General features: G+C 55.8%; 17 protein-coding genes and 3 pseudogenes. 10 read left to right on the plus strand and 10 right to left on the minus strand.

Features of this window, described 5'->3' with window-relative positions:
• The first annotated feature begins 67 nt into the window (after positions 1-67).
• The 6 genes from RAC79_RS12185 (at position 68) to RAC79_RS12210 (ending at position 5,863) form a co-directional block, all read left to right on the plus strand.
• A complete protein-coding gene (locus RAC79_RS12185) occupies positions 68-1,297 on the plus strand; it encodes an extracellular solute-binding protein (RefSeq protein WP_080857953.1) in 1,230 nt (409 codons plus the stop codon).
• A gap of 83 nt (positions 1,298-1,380) precedes the next feature.
• Positions 1,381-2,421 (plus strand): ABC transporter ATP-binding protein, encoded by a 1,041-nt coding sequence (locus RAC79_RS12190; protein ID WP_080857954.1) that lies wholly within the window; start codon positions 1,381-1,383, stop codon positions 2,419-2,421.
• A complete protein-coding gene (locus tag RAC79_RS12195; RefSeq protein WP_080857955.1) occupies positions 2,421-3,275 on the plus strand; it encodes an ABC transporter permease in 855 nt (284 codons plus the stop codon). Before RAC79_RS12190 ends, RAC79_RS12195 begins: the two co-directional genes overlap by 1 nt.
• Complete coding sequence (locus tag RAC79_RS12200; protein ID WP_125146020.1) at positions 3,275-4,138, plus strand: ABC transporter permease; 864 nt, start codon at positions 3,275-3,277, stop codon at positions 4,136-4,138. The genes RAC79_RS12195 and RAC79_RS12200 overlap by 1 nt, the downstream gene beginning before the upstream one ends.
• 46 nt (positions 4,139-4,184) lie before the next feature.
• The gene (locus RAC79_RS12205) at positions 4,185-5,081 is read left to right on the plus strand and encodes a glycerophosphodiester phosphodiesterase family protein (protein ID WP_080857957.1); all 897 of its coding nucleotides are present in this window, start codon (positions 4,185-4,187) and stop codon (positions 5,079-5,081) included.
• Positions 5,078-5,863, plus strand: a complete 786-nt coding sequence (locus tag RAC79_RS12210) for an inositol monophosphatase family protein (protein WP_080857958.1) — start codon at positions 5,078-5,080, stop codon at positions 5,861-5,863. Before RAC79_RS12205 ends, RAC79_RS12210 begins: the two co-directional genes overlap by 4 nt.
• Before the next feature lie 104 nt (positions 5,864-5,967).
• Here the strand turns inward: RAC79_RS12210 and RAC79_RS12215 are convergent.
• The 7 genes and pseudogenes from RAC79_RS12215 to RAC79_RS12245 all read right to left on the minus strand — a co-directional run.
• Positions 5,968-6,105 (minus strand): annotated as a pseudogene (locus RAC79_RS12215) (short-chain dehydrogenase/reductase); the annotation flags it as partial.
• Positions 6,106-6,299: 194 nt separating this feature from the next.
• Positions 6,300-6,719: a hypothetical protein gene (locus RAC79_RS12220; protein WP_125146018.1), complete on the minus strand. Its 420-nt coding sequence runs from the start codon at positions 6,717-6,719 to the stop codon at positions 6,300-6,302.
• Positions 6,691-7,041 carry a DUF6984 family protein gene (locus RAC79_RS12225; RefSeq protein WP_125146017.1) on the minus strand — a complete coding sequence of 117 codons (351 nt, stop codon included), beginning with the start codon at positions 7,039-7,041 and terminating at the stop codon, positions 6,691-6,693. The genes RAC79_RS12220 and RAC79_RS12225 overlap by 29 nt, the downstream gene beginning before the upstream one ends.
• A gap of 26 nt (positions 7,042-7,067) precedes the next feature.
• Positions 7,068-12,656: an RHS repeat-associated core domain-containing protein gene (locus RAC79_RS12230; protein ID WP_174013886.1), complete on the minus strand. Its 5,589-nt coding sequence runs from the start codon at positions 12,654-12,656 to the stop codon at positions 7,068-7,070.
• Positions 12,657-12,767: 111 nt separating this feature from the next.
• On the minus strand, positions 12,768-13,214 hold the full coding sequence (locus tag RAC79_RS12235; RefSeq protein WP_162934232.1) for a hypothetical protein: 447 nt from the start codon (positions 13,212-13,214) through the stop codon (positions 12,768-12,770).
• 1,335 nt (positions 13,215-14,549) lie between these two features.
• Positions 14,550-15,629, minus strand: coding sequence for a hypothetical protein (locus tag RAC79_RS12240; protein ID WP_374997067.1), 1,080 nt, complete (start codon positions 15,627-15,629; stop codon positions 14,550-14,552).
• A complete protein-coding gene (locus tag RAC79_RS12245; RefSeq protein ID WP_080857962.1) occupies positions 15,601-16,248 on the minus strand; it encodes a hypothetical protein in 648 nt (215 codons plus the stop codon). Before RAC79_RS12245 ends, RAC79_RS12240 begins: the two co-directional genes overlap by 29 nt.
• 168 nt (positions 16,249-16,416) lie before the next feature.
• Between RAC79_RS12245 and RAC79_RS12250 the strand changes: the two are divergent.
• Positions 16,417-16,923: pseudogene (locus RAC79_RS12250) on the plus strand (helix-turn-helix domain-containing protein); the annotation flags it as partial.
• Positions 16,924-16,983: 60 nt separating this feature from the next.
• Here the strand turns inward: RAC79_RS12250 and RAC79_RS12255 are convergent.
• From RAC79_RS12255 to RAC79_RS12265, 3 genes are all read right to left on the minus strand, one after another.
• Positions 16,984-17,553, minus strand: a complete 570-nt coding sequence (locus RAC79_RS12255) for a flavin reductase family protein (protein WP_162934234.1) — start codon at positions 17,551-17,553, stop codon at positions 16,984-16,986.
• Between the two features lie 11 nt (positions 17,554-17,564).
• On the minus strand, positions 17,565-17,900 hold the full coding sequence (fdxA, locus tag RAC79_RS12260) for a ferredoxin FdxA (protein ID WP_080857963.1): 336 nt from the start codon (positions 17,898-17,900) through the stop codon (positions 17,565-17,567).
• A gap of 104 nt (positions 17,901-18,004) precedes the next feature.
• Positions 18,005-18,604, minus strand: coding sequence for a superoxide dismutase (locus RAC79_RS12265; protein ID WP_080857964.1), 600 nt, complete (start codon positions 18,602-18,604; stop codon positions 18,005-18,007).
• A gap of 264 nt (positions 18,605-18,868) precedes the next feature.
• Here RAC79_RS12265 and RAC79_RS12270 point away from each other — a divergent pair.
• The 3 genes and pseudogenes from RAC79_RS12270 (at position 18,869) to RAC79_RS12280 (ending at position 22,091) form a co-directional block, all read left to right on the plus strand.
• Positions 18,869-19,211: pseudogene (locus RAC79_RS12270) on the plus strand (VOC family protein).
• A gap of 489 nt (positions 19,212-19,700) precedes the next feature.
• Positions 19,701-21,620, plus strand: coding sequence for a ShlB/FhaC/HecB family hemolysin secretion/activation protein (locus tag RAC79_RS12275; protein WP_080857965.1), 1,920 nt, complete (start codon positions 19,701-19,703; stop codon positions 21,618-21,620).
• 66 nt (positions 21,621-21,686) lie between these two features.
• Entirely contained in the window at positions 21,687-22,091 is a 405-nt protein-coding gene (locus RAC79_RS12280; RefSeq protein ID WP_374997074.1) for a hypothetical protein, read from the plus strand.
• Positions 22,092-22,124 lie beyond the last annotated feature (33 nt).

Below are 22,124 nucleotides of genomic sequence, written 5' to 3' on the forward strand. Positions count from 1 at the left end.
AAATATTACACTTAGAGTGTATTAATAAGGGGCCGGTCTACAACGGGTCCCCAGGAGGAACCATTCAATGCGCATGAAATTTCTTGCGATCGCCACGCTTGCGCTGGCGACGACGGCAGCGCCGTGCCTTTCCGCTGACAGCAATATGAAAAACCTCGACTTCGATCTTTCGAAGGTCACGCGCGACAATTTCTACGACATCGTCGTTCCCGCCGCCAAAGCCGAGGGCTCGGTGACGATGTATAATTTCGCCGGCAGTTTTGCCGATACGTGGAAGGAACTGATCACCCGTTTCGAAGCCAAATACGGTATCAAGGTCGCCTATAGCGACGTGAAGGGCGATCAGGCGAACCAGCAGCTGATCGCGGTGCACGCGGCAGGGCAGGATTCGCCCGTCGACGCTTATTTCGCCGGTGGCGGCAGCTATCCGCTGCTCTCTGCCAAGGGTGTTGTCGGCAATATTGCGCTGACGAAAATCCTGCCGAACATGGCCAACTACAATCCGGAACTGGCCGAAACCGTCTTCGGCAAGGCGCATGGCGGCAGCTTCCCGCTGGTGCATCTCAACCAGACCGCAATAGGTTACGATTCCGCCTTCGTGAAGGCCGAGGATGTGCCGAAAAGCTTCGAGGATCTTCTCATCTGGGCTGAAAAGAACCCCAAGCGGCTTGGCGTCACCCTGCCGGCCAAGGGCGGCTCGGGCGGCGGTTTTATCTATTCGGTGGCTCTCAATTATCTCACCGGCGACTGCCGCAAGCAGCTGACCGACTATAACCAGACGCTGCAGCAGGCCGAAGACTGGGCGATGGAGTCCGAGTGCCTTACGCCTGTCTGGGACTATTACCGCCGTCTTCTGGCCGTGGCTGAGCTGACCAATGGCAATGCCGATACGCTCAACCTCATCAACAATCAGCAGCTTTACATGGGCACCGTCTGGGAAGATCAGGTCATGAGCTTCCTCGGCACCAAGCAATTGCCCGACAGTTTCCGCGTCACGCTTCTGGAAAAGGGCCAGGTTGGCTCTGGGGACGCCATGTTCGTGCCGGCCAACGCCAACAATGTCGCTTCGGCGCTGCTGCTGATCGATATGGCCATGAGTAAGGAATTCCAGCTCTGGAAGCTGGAAAACAAGGCCTCCCGTTCTCCACGCGCCGATGTCACCAACGATTTGATGCCGAAGGCTGTGCAGGAGCATGTGCTGCCCCAGAGCGTCTATCCGCGCCTGTCGCTGCCGGCTTTCTGGGACATGTCGACAGCGCTTGCCGAAGCGCTCGATGAAAAAGTCCTCAACCAGTAACGCGACAAGGATTGCCGGATCGTGTGCCGCAAGTGGCTGCACGGTCCGGATAGCCTTGGTCAAAAATATGAGGGAGGCTCGCCATGAGCGAACTTGAGATCAGCAATATCTGCAAGGACTACGGGGCGAGCCGGGCGCTTCATCCCGTGTCGATCGCCGTCGAGCGGGGCGAATTCGTCACCATTCTTGGGCCCTCGGGTTGCGGCAAGTCCACGCTTTTGCGCATCCTCACCGGTATCAGTCAACCTTCGGGCGGTGAAATCCGGCTCGGCGGCAAGCGCATCGATCAGGCGCCGCCGGAAGCGCGCGATATCGCCATGGTGTTCCAGTCCTATGCGCTTTTCCCGCATATGTCGGTCGCCAAAAATCTCGGCTTCGGGCTGAAGATGAAGAAGGTCGCGAAGGATGAGCGGGTCCGCCGCATCGCCCATGCGCTTGATATCTGCAATCTCACCGGTCTGGTGGATCGCATGCCCCGGCAATTGTCCGGTGGCCAGCAGCAGCGGGTGGCGCTGGCGCGCGCCATTGTCATGCAGCCGAGCCTGCTTCTGTTCGACGAGCCGCTTTCCAATCTCGATGCCAAACTTCGCGATACGCTGCGCCATGAGCTGACCGAGCTTCACCGCCGCATCGGCGCCACCAGCCTTTATGTGACGCATGATCAGGCCGAAGCCATGGCGATGTCGGACCGGATCGTCGTCATGAATGCCGGTCGGGTGGTTGAGATCGGCACGCCGCTCGAGCTTTACCGCTCACCCAAACACGCCTTTACCGCCGGCTTCCTCGGCCAAACCAATCTTTTGCCGGTCTCCGCTGAGGGCCAGCAGGCGCAATTGCCCTGGGGCCAGTCCGTGACGCTTGATCGGGTTGCCGCCGGCAATGTCCAGATTTCCGTTCGTCCGGAAAATATCCAGATCCGTGCCGATCAGGCCGGTGAGGGCACGGTTTCCGCTGTTTCCTTCATGGGCGCCAATGCGCTCTATACGGTCGAGATCGGCGGCCGCCAGATAAGGGTCAGCCAGTCCGGCGCGGAAACCCTGATCGACGCCGGGCAAAGGGTGGCCCTGCAATTTCCCGGTTCGGTCCATCTTCTCGATGACAGGATGGCGGGGGAGGCGGCATGATGGCCGGGCTCCTTCGAAACAAGCGGGCCCAGCTTCTATTCCTGCTTTTGCCGGGCGTTGGGTATCTTCTGGTCTTCTTCGGCGGGCCGCTGCTGTCGGCGCTGATCGGCAGCTTCAGGCAGGAGGATGGCAGTTTCACGCTGATGTTCTATGAGCGGATTTTCACCCGCGCGTCGATGATCCGTGGTCTTACGACCTCCATCTATTACGGCGTCATGCCTGTCATCGTCTCGCTTGCGGCCTCGGTGCCGCTGGCGCTTCTGATACGCAAGAGCTTTCTCGGGCGAAAACTGTTCAGCGGCCTTTACAAGCTGCCGATGGCGGTGCCGGGCATCATCGTCGGCCTGATGGTGATCGTCGTTTTCGAAAGGGGCGGGTTCCTCGACCGGTTGGTCGCGCCGCTCGGGCTCGAACTGCCCAAGCTCGTACGCGACGACTGGGGCGTCGGCGTCATCCTCGCCAGCGTCTGGAAGCAGATACCCTTCATGACGCTGATCATCACCAGCGCCTTTGCCGCCATTCCCGAGGATATACGTTACGCCTCGCGCACGCTTGGCGCTTCGCGGTTGAAGACATTCTTCTTCGTGGAAGTGCCGCTCGCCATGCCGGGCATCACCGCCGCCATTCTTCTGACCTTCATCGGTTCCATGGGCTCTTACGCCATCCCCGACATCGTCGGTCCGCCGACGGCTCGGCCGCTTTCGGTGCTGATGGTCAAGGAATTCAACCAGGGACGTTTCAACCAGGTCTATGCCATGGGCATGGTGCTGAGCCTCTTCGCGGTCTGCGTGCTTATTCTTTATTATTCCCTCACATCCCGCATCGGCCCCGGGCAAAACCGAGGAGACGCATGATGAGTGTTATCACCATCGACCCCGCCATCACTCCCCGCCGCCGCGCCTTCACGCCCGAGGACCGGATTTTTGTCTCGATCGGGCTGTATGGCGCGCTGACGCTCGCCATCGCCGTGCCGCTGGCGCTGATGTTTCTCTGGAGCATTGCCGACGGCTGGTCGCCACCGCTCATCGTGCCGAAGGATTACACCACGGCGCGCTGGGCGAGCATCCTGAGCGATGGCAGCCTCATCCGCGCTGCGGTCAACAGCATCCTCATCGCCATCGTCGTCACCTTCCTGACTGCGGCCATCGCCTTGCCCACCGCCTGGGCCATGGCGCGTTTTCCCTTCCGGCTGAAACGGCTGGTGGAAATCTTCATTCTGGCGCCGATCATCATTCCCGGGCTCGTCGTCGCCGTTGGCATCGGTCAGGTATTCCTGCTTTTCGGTCTCGCCTATTCGGTAACGGGGGTCATTCTCGTGCAGATCGTCGGCACCCTGCCGCTGATGATCCGGCTGATGACAGCGGCGCTGGAGACCATTCCCGACGATCTCATCCATGCCGCGCGCTCGCTCGGCGCGGGCACAGTCGGCATCGTCATTCACATCATATTGCCGCTTGCGGTGCCCGGGCTTTTGGCCGGCGGGCTAATGTCGTTCATCGGCAGCTTCGAGGAATTCGACAAGTCCTTCATCGTCGGCGCGCCTGTCGTCGAGACCCTGCCGATCAAGCTCTACATGTATCTCGATCCCTATTCGATGCAGCTGCCGCTCGCCGCCATCGTCTCTTTTATCCTGCTTCTTCCCGCACTCGTCGTTTTCATCATCGCCGGCCGCATCCTGCGCGACGATCTGATGGCGGCGGGCATGGGAAAAATCTGATCCGGGCAGCCAAACCCGGTAATTGCAACGTCCGAAAGTGAAAACCATGCACCAGACCCTTGCCACCTCCCGAAAGACCTCCAATCCCTGCAATGTGCTCGCACTCTGCTCGCGCGACAATCCGGCCATCCTGACCATCGCCCATCGCGGTTTCTGGACGGCCACTGCCGAAAACTCGCTTGCCTCCGTCCGCGCTGCGGTCGCGGCCGGCGTCGAGATGATCGAAATCGACACACAGGCGACGGCCGATGGCCGGCTGGTCGTCATTCATGACGAAACGCTCGACCGCACCACGACGGGCAAGGGAACCGTGAGCGCGCTGTCGTTCGAGGTGGTCCGCGCAGCGAAGCTGAAGGCCGGTGCGGGCGGCGATGCGGCTGACGTGACCGATGAATGCGTGCCGACGCTGGAAGAATTGCTGGAAGAGGCGCGCGGCAGGATCACCGTCAATATCGACACGAAATTCACCCGCGATCTGCCGCAGGTCATGGAAACCGTGCTGCGGCTTGGCGTCGAGGATCAGGTGCTGGTCAAGACAGATATCGATCCCGAAGCGGGCCGTTTCGAGGTGCTGGATGCCGACTGGTTTGGCAAGATCCCGCATATGCCGATGTTCCCGGTGCGGAAGGGCAAGTTCGCCGAAGATTTGCGCCGTATCGAGGCGTTGCGTGCGCCGATGATCGAGGTGAAATTCACCGATATAGCCGATCTGGCCGAAGGTCGTGCCGAGATGGAGCGCCAGAATATCCGTCTCTGGATCAACACGCTCGACGTCTCCCATTGCCTCGATTTCAACGACACGCGCGCACTGGCAGACCCAGAAGCCGTGTGGGGCGCTCTCGCCGAGGCCGGCGTCGGTGCGATCCAGACGGATGAGGTGGAAGCCTTCACCGGCTGGTTGAACGCGGGTGCGGGTGTGACAGGCAGAGCGTGGGCACGATGAGCGAACGTCTTGAAGGCGCAGTTGCCATCATCGAGGAGGCGATGGGCCTTGCCCTTCGCTTTTTCGAGGCGCGCGATGCCATCGTCACCCGGACGAAGGGTTTTCAGGACTTTGTCTCGGAAGCCGACACTACGGTCGAAAGACTCATCCGCGAGCGGCTGGCCGCGGCGTTTCCGGGCGAAGCCGTGCTGGGCGAAGAAATGGGCGGTGTGGCCGATGATGCCTACTGGATCATCGATCCCATCGACGGCACCGCCAATTTCCTGCGCGGCTCGCCGCTCTGGGGCATTTCGCTCGGTTTCGTGCGCAGTGGCCGGCCGGAACTCGGCATTGTCGCGATCCCGGTCTTCGGGGATATCTACGCGGCGGCTGATGGGACCGGGCTGATGCTCAACGGCAAACCGCTTGCCCGCCACGTGCCTTTCGAGGATGTGCAGGTCATGTCGCTCGGAGACAGCGCCGCTGCCGATGCCGCGGAGGTGGCGGCCCTCAACGTCGGGCTTCGGCATGCGGGCTGGGTAGTGGAATCCATCCGCTCGACATCGATCGGCCTTGCCTTTGCCGCACGCGGCATCTTCGACGGCCATCTGCAGAAGCTGACCACCATGTGGGATATCGCCGGCGGCGTCGTTCTCGCAAGGGAAGCGGGTCTCGATGTCCGTATCGGAATACGCCCCGGTAGCGGCATCCCGTGGGTCGCCGCCGCAACGCCGGCATTGATGGCGGTGACGGAGGGGTTGTGGCCTGAGATTACGGGAAGAGTGCTGGCGGAACCTGCGTGACCTTTGGTAAAGTCGATGGCAGATGTGCTGAAACATCTGCCATCTGCATATCGCCGGCTGAAACGCCGCAACCGAGCAATGTCCGGTCAGGCCGCTATCGATCGTCAGTTCACCCGAGACAGCGCAATTGCGTCAGGACCTGCGGGAAAACGAAGCTGGCCGGATAGGTCAAGGACGGCGCTCCAGATCGCTTCGGCAACGCGTGAGCGGAATACGAGGACTGTGCCTGCGAAGTATTTGTACAGCTCGTTCTCTACAAGCGCCGCTAAGCCGGGCCCCCTCAGTTGCGTTGGAAGGAATGCTCACGTCGATACGGTCCAGCTTTTTTGCGAACGCGATTTTTAATGGTGATTATATGCGTCTTTTTCTATCTCCCGGTCGTTAGCGGCCTGAGTGATCCCAGTGCCATTCGCTCATTACGCACAAAGTCGCGCGTTTAATCTCCGTTGTCTCCAAATGCGGCGCGGATTATTAAGAGAAGAGGGGCGTCAACGTCTTCAACCCAGTTGCGTGCAATTTTTTCGACGAATTGCTCCGGCGCATCCGGCCAGCCATTTGCAATCAGTATTGAATTAAACTGCCTGAGCAGTACTCCCAATGCCGGAACGTTATAACCGTAAACCGCACCCGAGTTTATCGCGCATTGCTGATCCTCGAATAGCATGCTTTCGTTGCCTCCTGCCCGAAGCATTTCTCGGTACCGGTCGACAGTTAACCCCAACATATTTTCAATCGTGTTGAGCGGAAGATAGCTTACGGGTTTTTCAGGTCCAAGTTGAACATGCCCTTGCAAAATGGCAGCCTTCATTGCTTCTTTGTTGATGAGACTACCGCTCCAAAGTGATCCCTCTTCCATATCCTAGTGCCATAACCTGTTGGTAATCTAAAACGCTCTTAATTTGACTGGAATCTGCTTTTTCAATGAGTAATTTAGCAATGTATCCATCGTACTGAAGCAGATCAAATATTACTGGCACGCCGTCAACATCATAGATCGAGCCACTTCCAAGGACAGTGTCATGAGTTTTAATTCTATTGCCTCTAACGGGTTTGAGTTCTAACCCTCCATCCTCCACTTCATCGGCGAGACAGCCCTCCAACTGTTTTTCAAATTCTACGGCAAACGGCGGTCGCTCTCCAACCAACGTGCGCAAAAGCTTTTTTTCTTCGTCGCTCAAGTCCCGTGACATACAAGTGCCCTACCTCATCTCACAATGGGAAAGTACGTTCCAACATTTACGTAACTACCGAGGCCGTAATACCTAAATTCATACGGTTGACCTCCATAGTATATCACGCCCACACCATATATCCCCATCGGCATTGTCTGTGGGAGCGCTCTACTGATCGCACTCTGCAGGCCCGGGACTATTGCCGGATTAACATGCCTTGATCCATGCCCAAACTCGGCTGCAACGTCGTAGCTTGCCGCGCTTAATCCAAGGGGATCCACCAAGTTGACAGGATCATTCTTAACATAAATATATAGATTAACGTCATCATCAGTTCCAATCGGATCCGGTTGTAGGAATCGCCCAAGCGTAGGTGAATAAAACCGCGCACGATTGTAGTAGATCCCGGTCTCCAGATCCAACCGCCGTCCCGCAAATCGGTAAGCAGCAGTGTTCGTGCCGGTTACTTTCTCAATACCATAGGCTGTATAAGCGTGCTTCTCAACGACCTGACCCGCGGAGTTTGTCAGCGCGATCACCGATCCGAGCGCGTCGCTAAATTGGTAGGTTGGAACGTTTGATGTGCTGAAGCTGGCGATGGGCTCATCCAGCCCCACCCCATAGGCAAAACGCCGATTGATAGAGATCGTGCCAACGCCGGAATATTCGGCCATTTCCTGATCCCCGACAGAAAGCCAGCCTGTCGTCGTTGTCGTGGAACCGACGGTCACATGTTTCAGGAAGCGTCGACCGAGGGCGTCGTAAGCGAAGGTTATGGTCTGGCCGGAACCGGTCGCGGTCGCCAACTGATTTTCAGTATTGTAACCGAAAGTCCATGTGCCGTCGGACGTCAGATTGCCGCGTGAGTCATATGTGTGGGTTGTTCCCGATACGACGCTATACTGGTTGAGAACATTCGACGTGTAAGATTTTGTCAGCGCCGCAAGCCCGGACGGTAAGAACGTGTCGTCGGTCGCCGTCAGACTTTTCCGCTGCTGATCCGCATTGTACGCGTAGGTAAGACCAAGCGTCGAACCATTCCATGTATAATTGATAGTTGCGGGAAGGCTGACGGCGTTAAAGGTCGCGGACGTCGAGCTTACCGGAGCCGAACTCGGCCCATATGAAGAGGCAGAGCGCCGGCCGACCGTATCGTAAGTGTAACCGACGACACGATTGGCCGCAGATACCGTGCCGTTATAGACATTCGTCAATCGGTTCAGATTATCGAACTCATACGAGAAAACGTTGGCGGTACCGACCGAGGTGGGCAAAGTCAATCTTGTTCGATTTCCGTTGGCATCCAAAACAAACGAACTGGTGCTGAAGAGACCACTCACTTCGCTGGTTTGCCGCCCTGCTGTATCATAGCCGAATGTCAGAGACGAACTCGAACTCGATCCGTTCGTCGCTGCAAGCATGCGCCCACTATAGTCATATCCATAGCTTATGGTGGCCGCGCTTGTCGGTGCCTTGCTCAATCGTCTGTTCAAAGCGTCATATGTGTACCAGATCTGGGAGCCACCGCGACGCTGGAAGGCAAGCAGGTTGTCGGCCTTGTCATAGACAAGGAATTCGTAGTCAGCCGGAACGGTTGCGATATCGGGATAATTTATCCGCGCCTGCCGCTCGAAGCCATCATACTGATAGGTCAGCGTGTTGTTTTTGCCGTCTTTCAGAGTCGCAAGCAATCCACCCTGAAAGTATGTTCGTGTTTCTCGCACGACCGGTCCGAGGTTGGCAGTAATCGACGGGTCGAGCGCTCCAGAAACCTGATCGGTAATTTGTGTAATGCGTGACACGGCATCGTAGGCCGTCAACACTTGTCGTCCGGACGATGACGTGACTGTTGAAACACGACCAACCACGTCATAGGCCGTCGTCGACGTACTACTATCGGGTTTGGTGACGACTGTTGGCTTGTTCGCGGCATTGTATGCGGTCGTCGTGGTGAGCCAAGGGCTTCCGGAAATACCCGTTGCCTGCTTTACATCCGTTCTGTTTCCATTCGTGTCATAGACATACTGCGTCAGGCTCGCCGCGAATGGAGACGGTGGGGTGATCTGGGTGAGCCGTCTTTCATTGTCGTAACCATTGGTCGTCGTGTTGTTCTTCGCGTCCTTTACGGTGATCTGGTTGCCAACCGTGTCATAGGTATAGGTCGTTGTCAGGTTCAGTCGGCCAGTCCCGGAATCCTCCACCTTCGTCAGCAGGTTGAAGTTCGTCGTGTTGTAGGTGAAGGCGGTCACCCGGCTTTCGGGATCGGTGATCGTCAACGGCAGACCACGCGCGTTGTATGTCGTCGTTGTCACAGGTTGAACTGTGCCGGAAACACCGGGCTTGGAGACGGCAGGCTGAGTGACGGTGAGTTGATTGCCATTGCTGTCATAGGTGTAGGTCGTCACACCGCCGCGTGGGTCTGTATAGGTATCGGGCTTTGAGAGAGCCGTGTAAGTCCAGCTCTCGGTTATCGGAGCCATTGGCAGCCCGGTCAGTGGGTCTAGTGAGCCAGGAATCGGCGTTTTTGTCTGGTTCAGGATGTTTGATTTCGTATCATATGTGTAGCTCGTATAGTTCCCGAGCGGCCGGATTGTGCGAATGCGCCTGCCAACGCCATCATATTTGTAGATGTAATGGCCCCCGGCTTGATCGATGTCGTCGGTAAGGTTTCCATTTCGGTCATAGTACAGGGCCCGGGTATTCCCGAGGGGATCGACCTCCTGCCCCCGGAAACCATTGGCAAACATATAATACCAGACGTTATTGAGCGCATCGGTCTGGGTGAGGATTTTGCCGGATGGATCATAAGCATTGGTAACGAAGGGCGATGCCGGAAATGCCGGGTTGAAGACCTTGGTGAGAAGCCCAAGACCGGCGGTATAATCATAGGTCGTCGTGGCGGTTAGGGCGTTCTTGAACGTGGCCAGATTTCCGGCAGAATCGTAGGTATAGTTTACTGTTCGCGTTCCGTCGGTAATTCCCGTCAGTTGATTTGAGCTGTTGTAGCTGAAAGTCAGCGTGCGACCCATGCCGTTTGCGACGGTGGATAGCCTCTTGCTCGCCCCCGATCCCGCATAGGTGAAAGTGACTGTGTTGTTGTTCTTGTCCTTCCACGAAGCGATAAAGCCATCTGTATCAAAGGTTGTGACGATGCCGTTTTTATCAGTGATGACAGCCGCATTACCTGTCGCGGGCAGAGTCAATGTCGAACCGTCGCCGGGTGGGGGAACATAGGTGAACGTTCCAGACGCGGTTGGAATTCGCACAAACCGTCGTGTTCCTTCATTGGTCTCAACGGTAACGGCATTTTCAACCAACTGATCCATCAGCCAGCTGGCAGCTAGCGAAGCCGTGACAGCGCGGGTTATCTCAGGCGTGGCTGTAGAGCTATGCACGTCACCGATGACGTAGGATGCTGCAACCGTCGTCACCGCGGCCAGCGGGTTGCGATCTCCAAAAGCTTCGTACGGATCGCTGTCTCTGTAAGCAGAAAGCATGAAATTGTGTCGCCAGCCATATCCCAGGGCTGTTTTGCTAGTGCGGCGACCAGAGTCATAGTTCCGTGACACTGTCAGCCCGAAAGGAAAGGCGCGCGAGCCCACGAAAATATCATCGTGGTCATAATAGAAACTCCCCGAACGAAGATCTATCGGATCTAAAGACGACGGCGGCCGGAATTGTGTCTGGTTTGTCAATGCGCTCGCAGCAAAGGAGTTTCGCAAAGACGTCTGTACAGAAGAGTAACCTCCTTTATAGCCGCCTGCGATCCTCGCTGAATACGCACTTGAGACATAAGTGCTGCCCGAATACACCTCTTCCTTCTGGTAGTAGCCATTCCCGACCCACGCGTTGACGGTTCGGGAGCCATTTTGCGGAATTACGAGCGTCCTCACCCCGCTGCTCGGTGCTGCGAAGAACGCGTCGATGTTGTTTAGATCGGCAGTCGCCCATCCGCTGAGGAGCGGTCTGACAACCGAAAGCCAGTTCGAGTCGTTTGCCTCAATGAAGCCCGCGCCGGCTCCATTCGTGTAGTCGAACATACGCGGCGTCGATACCGCTTCGACGGACTGCATCTGTTTAACCGTGGAGGATTCAAGCGTGGCAATACGCGTTGCGGCAGCATAAAAAAGGCCAGCCCATGTCGCATCGGACACGCTCGCCTTCTTCTTGTTGGAACTTCCAAGGCTCGCACGAATATCGATATACGCGCCGCTGTTCCAGCCGACGATACCCATATCAGCATGGGCAGTTCTTGCGATGTTGAACAAGGTGTCGGCCACCCTCGAGCTCTCATAGGCTTGCGCAAAGAAAGCTGCGCTAATGGTCGCAAGGTTTCCGCCCATTACCTCCTCGGATGTGGATGCCGCACCACTCGCTACCGCCGCTGAAACCTTTCTCTGAAAACGCGTCACTGCGTCTCGACCGATCTCACCGGCCGAGAGCACCAGAACATATGCATAAGTGGTACCGACGGACACTCTTCCCGTGACGCTGTAATTGTTGAACAGGGTGGCATATGGCATCGAGACGGTGAAGGTAATGGTTTGGGACGTTGCAGCCGTCGCGGTGCCGGTGCCCACTGTTGTTCCGTCGAGTTTCAGGATCGGTTGTTTGGACGAACTGTAGGTTAGCGTTAGCCTTTTGCCAGCGATTTCATCGGTGAAGTAGGTCTTCGTAACCGTCGGGCTCGTACCATTGTCCGAGATTGCGACCGTGATTGCAGTGCGGAGTGAATTCGTCGCTGGTCCGCATGCTGATATCTCGCTGCACGTCGAGGTCAGCGGGTCGAATGTCGAGCCATAGTTGGTATTTGTGATAACGCGGCCGCCGAAGATTTCGGCCATTGATGCGGCAGCGTGATTGGTCCCGATATAGCTGGCGAGCGTAGCTGCGTATGTGTTCAGTTGAGTACTGATATTCGTCTTGTTGACGTTCTTGAGCGAGGTGACACCTGCAGGCAAGCCCGAGACGGTCGAAGATCCGGCTGTCGCCGCAGTCAGAAACGCCGAACGGTCGTAACCCATCGCCGCCGCGACATCTATCGGCTGATAGTACTGGAAAGACTTGAATGATGGATCAAGTCTGTACGTTGTCGTGCCCACGGTCGCTTCCGTGTTCAGCATCGTAAGCGTGACCTGTGCCGGGTTGAGTCCCGATGTCACACATGCGCCGCCAACCGTCATGCGGATGCAATTGGGAATAGATCCGTTTCCGAGCGCCTGATCAATCAATGCCGCGTCATCATCGACGCCGAGCAGATTCGAAACTGCTGCTCCGGAAAGATTGGCATTGCCATAACGGAAGTTTGCGGTGATGCAGGACTGACGCAAAAGCGTCACGAACAGCTGGTTCTGGTCCGCATTGTTTCCCCGCTTGTCGAGAAGCGTTTGTAATGCCCCTTTTTTGAGCCCAAAGGTCGGCGAGAACTCGATGTTGTAGTAAATGTACTCGTAGATTTGACTTAAGTTGTAATTCAACGCCCGGGCCAGTTCCGCGATTTCGGGATCGGCTGCCGGTGGCGTGCAACTTAGCGTGACGACGCCGGGAGCCGCCCGGACTGGTTCTGTCGGGATCAGGAACGCTGTCACGAAAGAGGTAATGGCCAATACGAACGCGAGCATTAATCTTCCGCATGAAAAGGCACAGCTTCGCATCGCCGGAACTCCAACGTTGGGTTAGACAGGTCTGATGATCTTGAGTGTTGATAAGTCTGCGGGATCGGAACGAATTGGTTAGGGCAGCCCGATTACCGGAGGCTTTTCCTCAACGGCGGTCCCTGCAGGCAGGGGGCGCATGATAATGTCAGGGCCTAGCGCATCGTTGCGCAGTTTGCTTTCCAGCGCTGGCGCGTCGGGTGAAGCAATAGCGAAATCGGCGCGCTTCATGCCGTGTGGCGTCGTATCGCCTTCCGGCAACTCATGCCCAAGTATAGCTTTGATATTAAATTTCATGAGCGGCTGATTGCCCGTTCGCGACTGAGCCGCGACAGGCACTGGGTCAATTGGGGGCAGTTTTCGAGATTTGAGAACCTCTTCGGCCTGCTCCGGCGTCATCGACGGCATCTTCAGGTTGCCGATTAACGGTTGATCGGGAATTGATGCCTGTTGTGCGGATGCAGTGCATGCCCCCGTCAACGTGACGGCGACAAGCATGGCTCGTGCTTTAGCATGGAGTGTCATGTACTATCCCCCAAAGTTCATTAGTACATGATCATACGGTGTCTGATGACGGAAGCGTTGTCAATCCTTAGTTGATTTTTTATTTTGAGGCCGCGAATTCAATATTCTTTGAGCTAAAACACAGGATCAAGAAATATTCAAAAATTACTCGAAGTCTCGCAACAACTAATTGATTTAAAATATAATTTTTCCGAATCCGCCAGACAAATCGTGTGGCGCGTATTTAGAGAAAAGAATATTAAGTTAGCGACTACACGGATGGATTGAATTTCACACATTTCCGGACTATGATCGATGCCTGATCTCAAATGGCAATATTTGTGAGAGTTCCGCGCTAACTTCAGGAGTTCGCATGACCCACCGTGCCTCAGTGATCCGGCAATATTTGCCCTACCTTACGTGCACGGCAGCGGTCGTGACTGCGGCTGTGAGCTATCTTTTTCTACCTACGCCTAAACTCGCCGAAGCTGCGACACCGGGAACGATAACTTATACATACGACAGCGTCGGCGGAATTCGAGGAGACGCCAATCCTACGGGCAACTCCGGGATCTACCAGTATGATAACGCCGGCAACCGAACCTCCATGACACTCAACTAGCTGACAAAGGCGGCGTGTTCAACAAATCCACGGTTCTTCTCCTCGGAAAGCTTTTTATACGCTACGCTCCTGATTTGGACAAACCAACAGGACGAAAATCAACCTCGATGGATGAATACGGCTGAGCAAACTGGACGAGGATTTGGCGCGTCTGCCCGACCAAGAACGTCGCTCTGTCGAATGTCCAGCACGTATCGAATTAATGGTCTCCGAGCGCTTGGCCGTGTGGGCCACCATAAGCCTCGTGAAACTTCTCTAACTCTTTGAGAAAAGAGTTTGCATAAAACCCTGAGCGGACCGGGAACGCTCGACCATCGAATAAAAAACTCAACACAGGTGACCGTTCGGGCTTTCGCTTGGGATGCCATGTAACGACTGGAAAGAAACCCCGAATATATATGGTATGAACTGACTTCACATCCTGCCACGCGACAAAAACAGGCTTGCTTAACACGCGCCGAACCGTGAACCCTTCTGGCGCGAGGGTGACCTTGGAGCGTCTGAATATGCTAGAAAGGTAAATCGTCGAGAACCAAGCAAACATCAAAGACAGCAGACCGAAGAAGACACCTGAAATATGACTCAACGTCGAAATAGAGAATAGGACCCATGTCATAGGAAGTAAAATTGCCGCTCCAAAAATGGAAAACCACCGGCTTGAATAATAAGTTTTCGTGTCCAATTTGCGCGCTCAAAAACGGTTTGGTTTTTGTTTCGGATCATATGCCCAAACGTCAAACATTGATATTCTGAATTCTCTCTATTTCATTGGCGATCCTCAAACGAACGCGCTCTGGGACCTTTTCAGTCTGCGACATAACCAACGCGCGGTCGAAGTAATCCTCTGCTTCATTCGAACCATACCGTTTATGCGCGTCTGCCAGCGTCAAACTGAGCGTGATACGAAGATAGTCCGTTTCGAGACGGCCATCGGTGTTGTTTTGCAAAGTCGCCTCTGTGGCCGTCAGTCGCGAAATCGCAATGGACAGGGCTTTTTTATTGGATGGCATCCGGGCGAAAATGCAACTCGCCAATCCGGCTTGAGCTTGGACGTTTCCGATAAACTGTGCCGAACAATCCTCGTAAAATTCTGTTGCGGTATCGTAGTCCAATCCGATCAATGCCGTCAGTTTGAAAATACAAAAATCAGTTTCACCCGAGACGGATGGCAGCTCACGTTCCATAATTTCGATGATTTCAAGCGCCTCGTTAAAATCTCCGAAGGCAAGTCTGTCAAACAGATCCCGGCCCAATTGGAGCTTTCTGACATCGCTGGTGGCCACCCGTGATGCCCATCGTTCCCTCGCGGCATCGACATTCCAGCTTCCGTCGAAGATGGATGGAGGATCCGCTTTTAGATCGTTCGGGTCTCCCATCCAGATAATTGAGTTCGAGCTGTCGATCACAAAACCCGCGGGTAGGCCGCCTTGTCCACTCGCCTCCAGCCACGTCCTCGTGACCAACCCTCGGAATAACGCCGAACTCTGCGAGCCGGGTTGTTCCAAGGCAAGTATCGCTTTTGACGCCCCTTGCTCGATAGCCAATGCGCAAGCGTTCGTATCCCGTACCATTACCGCGACACCGTGACACGGCACGTTATGTTCAGCACCGATCTCAGCGAGTTCCTGGACGATAGGAAGGCATCCGCCGCAGTCAAGATTCCACAAAACTACGAAGCTCAATCGATCGAATTTTGTCAGAACGGCGGCGGGGCCACCTACTCTTAACGGCGGAGCCTGATCCTTCGGCAGAAGTCGGGTAGCTTGCACGGGTCGCTCCTGCAATTCAGCACTCAAAATAAGCAAACTTTCCATATGGCCTACCACTGGGAACACAAAAGCAATCGACGGTCATGCCACAATTAATAGACCAGTGGCAGGGTTGGCCTTGCGGGCACAAAGCCATCGCTCTTGGCATGTCTTCGTCTTCCTGTTGAACATCGACATCGGAAGAATCATCTGAGCGCGCCGCTACATTGTGAACCAGTGATCCAGAAGCGACCAAAATACCTGGTCCCTTCAAAGGTGACGCAATCAGTTGCTCTCTCGGTGCTGCCCTCTGACTTCCCGGCACGTGGGGCAATTGTTTCAGGTTGTTGACGCTATAGGAAATCACGCCGCCATCATTTTGCGTATCGACGAGCCACATTTTCTTGTCCAACTCGGCCGACAAATTCAGGTCACGATAGTTATCAGTCAGGCCGTATTTTACCCTCAGCGCTGATATTTCGCCTGAGAAACCAATGGGGCCACCGATCTGGGTATAAATAAGGATGTTGTTGCTTACGCTTAGGGTAATCCCCTCATCGAGACGGATCTCTCGTTTTCCGTCAGTTTCAAAACGATAAGTTCGGATGGTCCCGTAGAAGTCCAGTGTTCGTTGAACCGTGTACTCGCGGTGACCGGTCGAGTTCGGTTTGGAATATGAGAGCATGAGCTATGTCGTTCCGGGAAGTCCCTTTTCCCATTTTTTCCCTGTCGTTCTGCACTTGGAAATGGTATTTTGCGCGCAAAACGGAGAAAATCACAGTTTTGCAATTTGTGAATGCATTTGTTCGCGGCCGTTCACAGATTGGGTTTAAATACATGAGTAAAAAAGGAAGAGGGCGGAGCATCCCGGCTGGGGCGTCTGATCGAGTTGCTGGCGGAAGAATGCACGCGCGAGGATGCGGGCAAAGAACTGATCATCCGGCGTATGCTGGAGGTTTTGCTGGTCGAAGTGCTGCGTCGGCCGAATGCGGCCAACGAGGCAATTCCGGCGGGACTGGTGAAGGGAATGCGTCTGCCGGGGCTTGCGCGCGCATTGTCCGCCATGCACGCCAATATCCGCGCGAACTGGACTGTCGCCGAACTTGCCGGCATCGCCGGCATGTCGCGCTCGGCCTTCGCGGCGCGTTTTCATGAAATGCTCGGCTGCGCGCCGGTTGAATATCTGGCCCGCTGGCGGATGGCGCTTGCCAGGGACGCGCTGATGCGCGGGCGGAAGTCGCTCGACGATATTGCGGATGAGATCGGTTATGAATCCGCCAGCGCATTCAGCACCGCTTTCCGCAGGAGAACGGGTGTCGCTCCGGGCAGCTTTGCCCGTGCGAACAGCGACAGGCACTGACTGCGCGGATTTTCTTCAGCCGTGCAGGTCACGGCGACGGCAGGAGCCTTTTCCGACCATCTAGAGGGAGTGACGTTGATCCGTGCCGGTATAGGCGCGTTCGCTCCAGAGCAGGGCTTTGCGCAGCCGATCCGATATTGCTTCGGTTATGGCGCCCACGAACAGTATATGGTCTGCGGCATCGATGGAACCGACAAGTTCGCAGTCCATGGACAGAAGCGCATCGGCAAGTCTGGGGCTTCCTGACGGCCAGGCATCCCAGTCCCCAACGCTGAACCGGTCCGGGTGATTTCCTTTGCCCGCAAAGACATCGGCAACCTCCTCCTGTCCTCTAGCCAGTGCCGCAACGGAGAAGCGTCGGCTCGCTGCGATGAGATCGACCATGCGACTGCTGGCGTCGATGGAGATCATCAGAAGCGGCGGTTCTGCGCTGAGCGGCATGAAGGAGGTGATTGTGCGTCCAACCCGCTCTCCGGCGTGGCAGGCAGCGGCCACCGCCACGGTGAAGGTTAGGCCGGCCATTGAATCCTTGAATTCACGCGGAGAGATCATCGGAGAGGCGCAAGCTTTCGGCGGAACATGCGCGTGATTGACCACACCACCATCAATCAGCCTGAGATTATGAGACATGATGTGCCGAGCTAACCGCCCGCTCCCGGATTTTTCGAAAAAATGGACATCTTCGCTGCAGCGCCATTCATGATGTCGGCATTGTCAGGCGGTGACTTTTTCTCGTGCACGCGCGGCCAGATACCGGAATAGTGGCGATTGAGGTCGAGCCAGACATGCAGCCCCGCTTCGGTATCCGGCCGGATCGCGGCGGCGGGACATTCGGCCTCGCAAATCCCGCAGTCGATACATTGATCGGGGTGAATGACGAGCATGTTCTCGCCTTCATAGAAACATTCGACCGGACAGACTTCCACGCAGTCCATGTATTTGCAGGCGATGCAGTTTTCGGTGACGACATAGGGCATTGAGACGCTCGAAGAGAGTTGCAGCCGGACGGCGGCTGTCCGGCTGCGCCTGATCCGGCCGGCCGCCCAGGGCAGCGGGACCGGCCGGATCGGTGGGGCTCAAATCAAAGGCGGGCGGCGACCGCCTGCCAGTTCACCAGATTGTCGAGGAAGTTTTCGAGGTAAGCGGGGCGCTTGTTGCGGAAATCGATGTAATAGCTGTGTTCCCAGACATCGCAGCCAAGAAGCGCCTTCTGCCCGAAGCACAGCGGATTGACCCCGTTTTCAGTGCGGGTGATCTTCAGCGAACCGTCGGTATCCACCACCAGCCATGCCCAACCCGAACCGAACTGGGAGGCGCCGGAGAGGGCGAAATTCTGCTTGAACAGCGCGACCGAGCCGAAGGACTGCGTCAGCGCATCTTCCAGCACCTTGGGGATCGCATGATTTTCCGGCCCCATGATTTCCCAGAAGAGATTGTGGTTCCAGTGCTGGGAGGCATTGTTGAATATGCCGGATTGCGCCACCGCACCCTTCTCATAGGTGCCCCGAACGACCTCTTCGAGGCTCCTGTTTTCCCATTCGGTGCCGACGATCGCCTTGTTGAGATTATCGACATAGGCCTTGTGGTGAAGATCGTGATGGAACTTCAGCGTCTCCTCTGACATGCCCGAGGGGGCGAGCGCATCATGGGCATAGGGGAGGTCGGGAAGCTGGAAAGCCATGGGGTATCCTTTGTCAACTGTTCGCTCAAGAGCATGGAAAGAGCCTTGCGAAAACAAGGTGACAGTACTTCTAGGACCTCAACCATGGTTCAGGTCAAGCGGTTTTTTCGCGCTGTGTCGTGCGCGCCAGTCGCAGTAACGGATGAATGTTTCGGAGTGCCAAAGCTCACCTTTCGCGATTTGAGACCGGCGTAATCAATGGTCCTGCCTGATATTGCCGCCGCGGCGGCGCAACATTGCGTCCGTTCTCGCAAAGCGGGAGGAATTCATGGCCGAGCCGTTGGAATTGGTGGCGTATTCTTCAGAGCAGCAGATGTCCCTGACCTGGTTGAATGGTATAAGAAACATCTCGGCATCGACAATCTGCATAAATCGGTATGGCAGCAGGACGCCGGAATGACGATTTTTGGGCCTTTCGCTAGAGACAGCGATTATTTCGACAGTGCTGAACAGCAATGGATGATCTCGATGCCCTCATCGCGAAGCTCACGGACGAAGGTGTAGAGGTTGAAACTCGGGCCGAATGGGATTCGGAGGTTGGACGTTTCGCCGGATACACGACCTGGAAGGCAATCCCGTGGAATTGTGGGAGCCCGCCCGAACCTGAAGACGTTTGCGCTCCGCAATGCTCGGACCGGGGGTGAGTGAGGCTAAAACATTCCCTTTGTTAGTCCGCAACCGCAATGGTTGACCACTGGATGAACTCCGAATTCGGCGATCGAGATCGAGCCATCTCATTGCCCAAATATGTCGCCGGCTGCGAAGCAATTTTAGTTTTCCTTAACTTTGGTACCTGTGAGGGGCTTGCAGGGTGATACGTATTGCAATAACTTCTGGTTGTTATTTGAATCAAAGGATCCATAGCGGGGAAATTCGGCGGATTGTCGTGAAAAATCACGGATGAAAAATGATAATCTTGCCATGACGTTGGTAGGATTGATTATTACGTGAATTTTTGACGTGCGCGGCTCTTTGAGCAAATGACTTACGACTATCGTTTCGTAATAAAATATACTACTTTAACGCTTCTTGGATCAGATGATCTGATCTATTAACCCGGTAGGGATCGACAGCAAGGACGGCTGCACAGTGAAGCATGAGCGGCATTGCCGCGACCAACTTCATTTCAAATGCAGGCCTCCTAAACATGCCCCTCGCTGCTTTCATTACTGGTTTCCGATCGCCACTTCCTCCTGATTTTTGTCTCGCAATTGTGATGGCGGTTCGAGTTTCCGCTTATTCCCCGATCGCTATCCAGGCAGAGCGGAATACCTTGGGTAATTCGAGGGCCGCGCCCAACAGTTCCAAATGGGCCGTCACCACCCTGCTTTTGGCGGGACTGCTCGCGGCAGAACCGGCAAGTGCCCAGTCGCCCGCCGATGATTTTTCCCGCCAACAGGATCAGCAACAGCAGTTGCAGCGGCTTGAAAACCTGAAACAGATAACCCCTGATAGTGTCATTGGCCGTGAGGGCGAGGCACCGCGAGGCGACGCGAAGCCCGATGATTTATGCTTCGATATCTCCCGTGTGGAGATCGAAGGTGCGGCGAATCTGTCTGCCGCTACGCTTGGAACACTGACGCGGCCTTTCAACGATCGTTGCGTCGGCGTTGCCGACATCACCTCCCTCCTCAAGGCCATCACTGACATCTATCTAGACAAGGGGTTCGTGACGTCACGCGCCTATGTTCCGCCGCAGGATATTGCCGGAACAGGATTGCTGAGATTGGTCGTTGTCGAAGGCACGATCGCGGATATCTACCTCAATGGTCAACCGGCCGAGCAGAACGGTTCATTCGCCACGGCCTTTCCCGGCATGAAAGGAAAGGTTGCCAACATTCGTGATGTTGAGCAGGGGCTGGACCAGATCAACCGTCTGTCGTCCAATAACGCCAAGACTTCGATGTTGCCGGGAAAAACGGATGGTACATCCATTCTCAACGTCGAGAACAAGCCGGGCAAACCCTGGTACGTGAGCATTTCCAATAATAGTCTCGGCCAGCAAAGCACCGGCTACTCCCAAAGCAATATTTCCCTGGGTTTCGATGACCTCTTGGGTCTCAATGATCAGTTGGGGCTATCTTATGGGCGTAGCGGCCCGGACTACCCCTGGGATGATGACGGTCGCGGGCGCAGTAACAGTTATTCGGTCAATACAAGCGTACCCTATGGCTACTGGACGTTTTCGGCGAATGGTTCCTGGTACGAATATGACAGCGCCATCCCCGGCAATTTCGGGTCTATCGAAACCTCCGGTAATTCCGGTCAGGTTGGATTTGGCATCGACCGCGTCATTCTGCGCGACAAGGACTCCATCACGACCCTCAGAGGCGGTCTCACCTACAAGCAGACCGACAACTTCCTTCTCGGTAACCGGATTGAGGTCGGAAGCCGCCGATACACCATAGGCACTCTGGGCTTGTCGCGTTCACAAAGAATACTGGGTGGCGTCATCGCCCTCGATTTTGCCCTTGATAAGGGTCTCGATCTCTTTGACGCGGTGGAGGCCGGAGAGCCCGGAGCCGGCACGGCCGATCCTCGGTTCCTGAAACTCAACACGACCGTCAGCGCGACGCGGCCGTTCGAGGCGGCTGGCCAGCGGTTCGAGTTAACCACGCTCCTCAATGCCCAATATTCGCCCGATAACATGTTTGGCGCGGAACAGATCGGCCTTGGTGGCCCCAGCAACGCACGCGGCCTGAGGGAAGGCGTCATATTCGGCAATAACGGGTTTTTCAGCCGCAACGAATTGACCTGGCGGACAATGCCATGGGAGGGCACCATTCTTGCGCCCGTTCTGGGCGAGCTACGCCCCTACCTCGGTCTCGATTACGGCCGGGTGTTCTCGCAGCATCGCTTCGATATCCCCGACGGCCACCTCGCGAGCTGGACCGTTGGTGCAAAACTCGTGGGGGGAAACATCAGCGCCGATTTTGGCTACTCCCAGGCATTTTCCAGCAGCGTCAATGGCGGGCGCGGAAATCTCATTTTCGCCAGCGTGACGGCACGCTGGTAGGCTTCAAAAGAGAATATTATGATCAACTCTTCTTTTCGCACCCCTAAATTATCTCTCGTCTCCGCCATGGTGGCGACAGCCATTGTCGTTTCCGGTTGCGGTGGCCGGGCGGCACATCCGGTGTCTTCGACCAACCCGGCCGACAGTGCTTTCGACTGCGCCGGCATAAAGCGCGAGTTCGAGGCCAACGAGCGGCAGGTGCTGGCGACGGTGAAAGAACGATCCGACGCGCAGGGTAAAAACGTGATCCTTGGTGCGACAGGTGTTCTTCTGTTCTGGCCGGCCCTTTTTTTCATGGATCCGAAATCGCCGGAAAAACTGGAGATCGACGCCTTGCGTAACCGCAATCAGGTCCTTGCCGAGATTGCCAGAAGCAAAAAATGCCCAGCTCCGCAATCGAAGCTGGCAGATGTCTACAAGAAACTCGACAGCAAGCCATCCCCGGCCGACACGAGCAGAAAAGACCGCTAAGCCCCAAATTCCGTCTGCCACGAGAGGCGAGCA

It is taken from the genome of Agrobacterium sp. LR_9, assembly GCF_041954855.1.
GTDB lineage: Bacteria > Pseudomonadota > Alphaproteobacteria > Rhizobiales > Rhizobiaceae > Agrobacterium > Agrobacterium leguminum.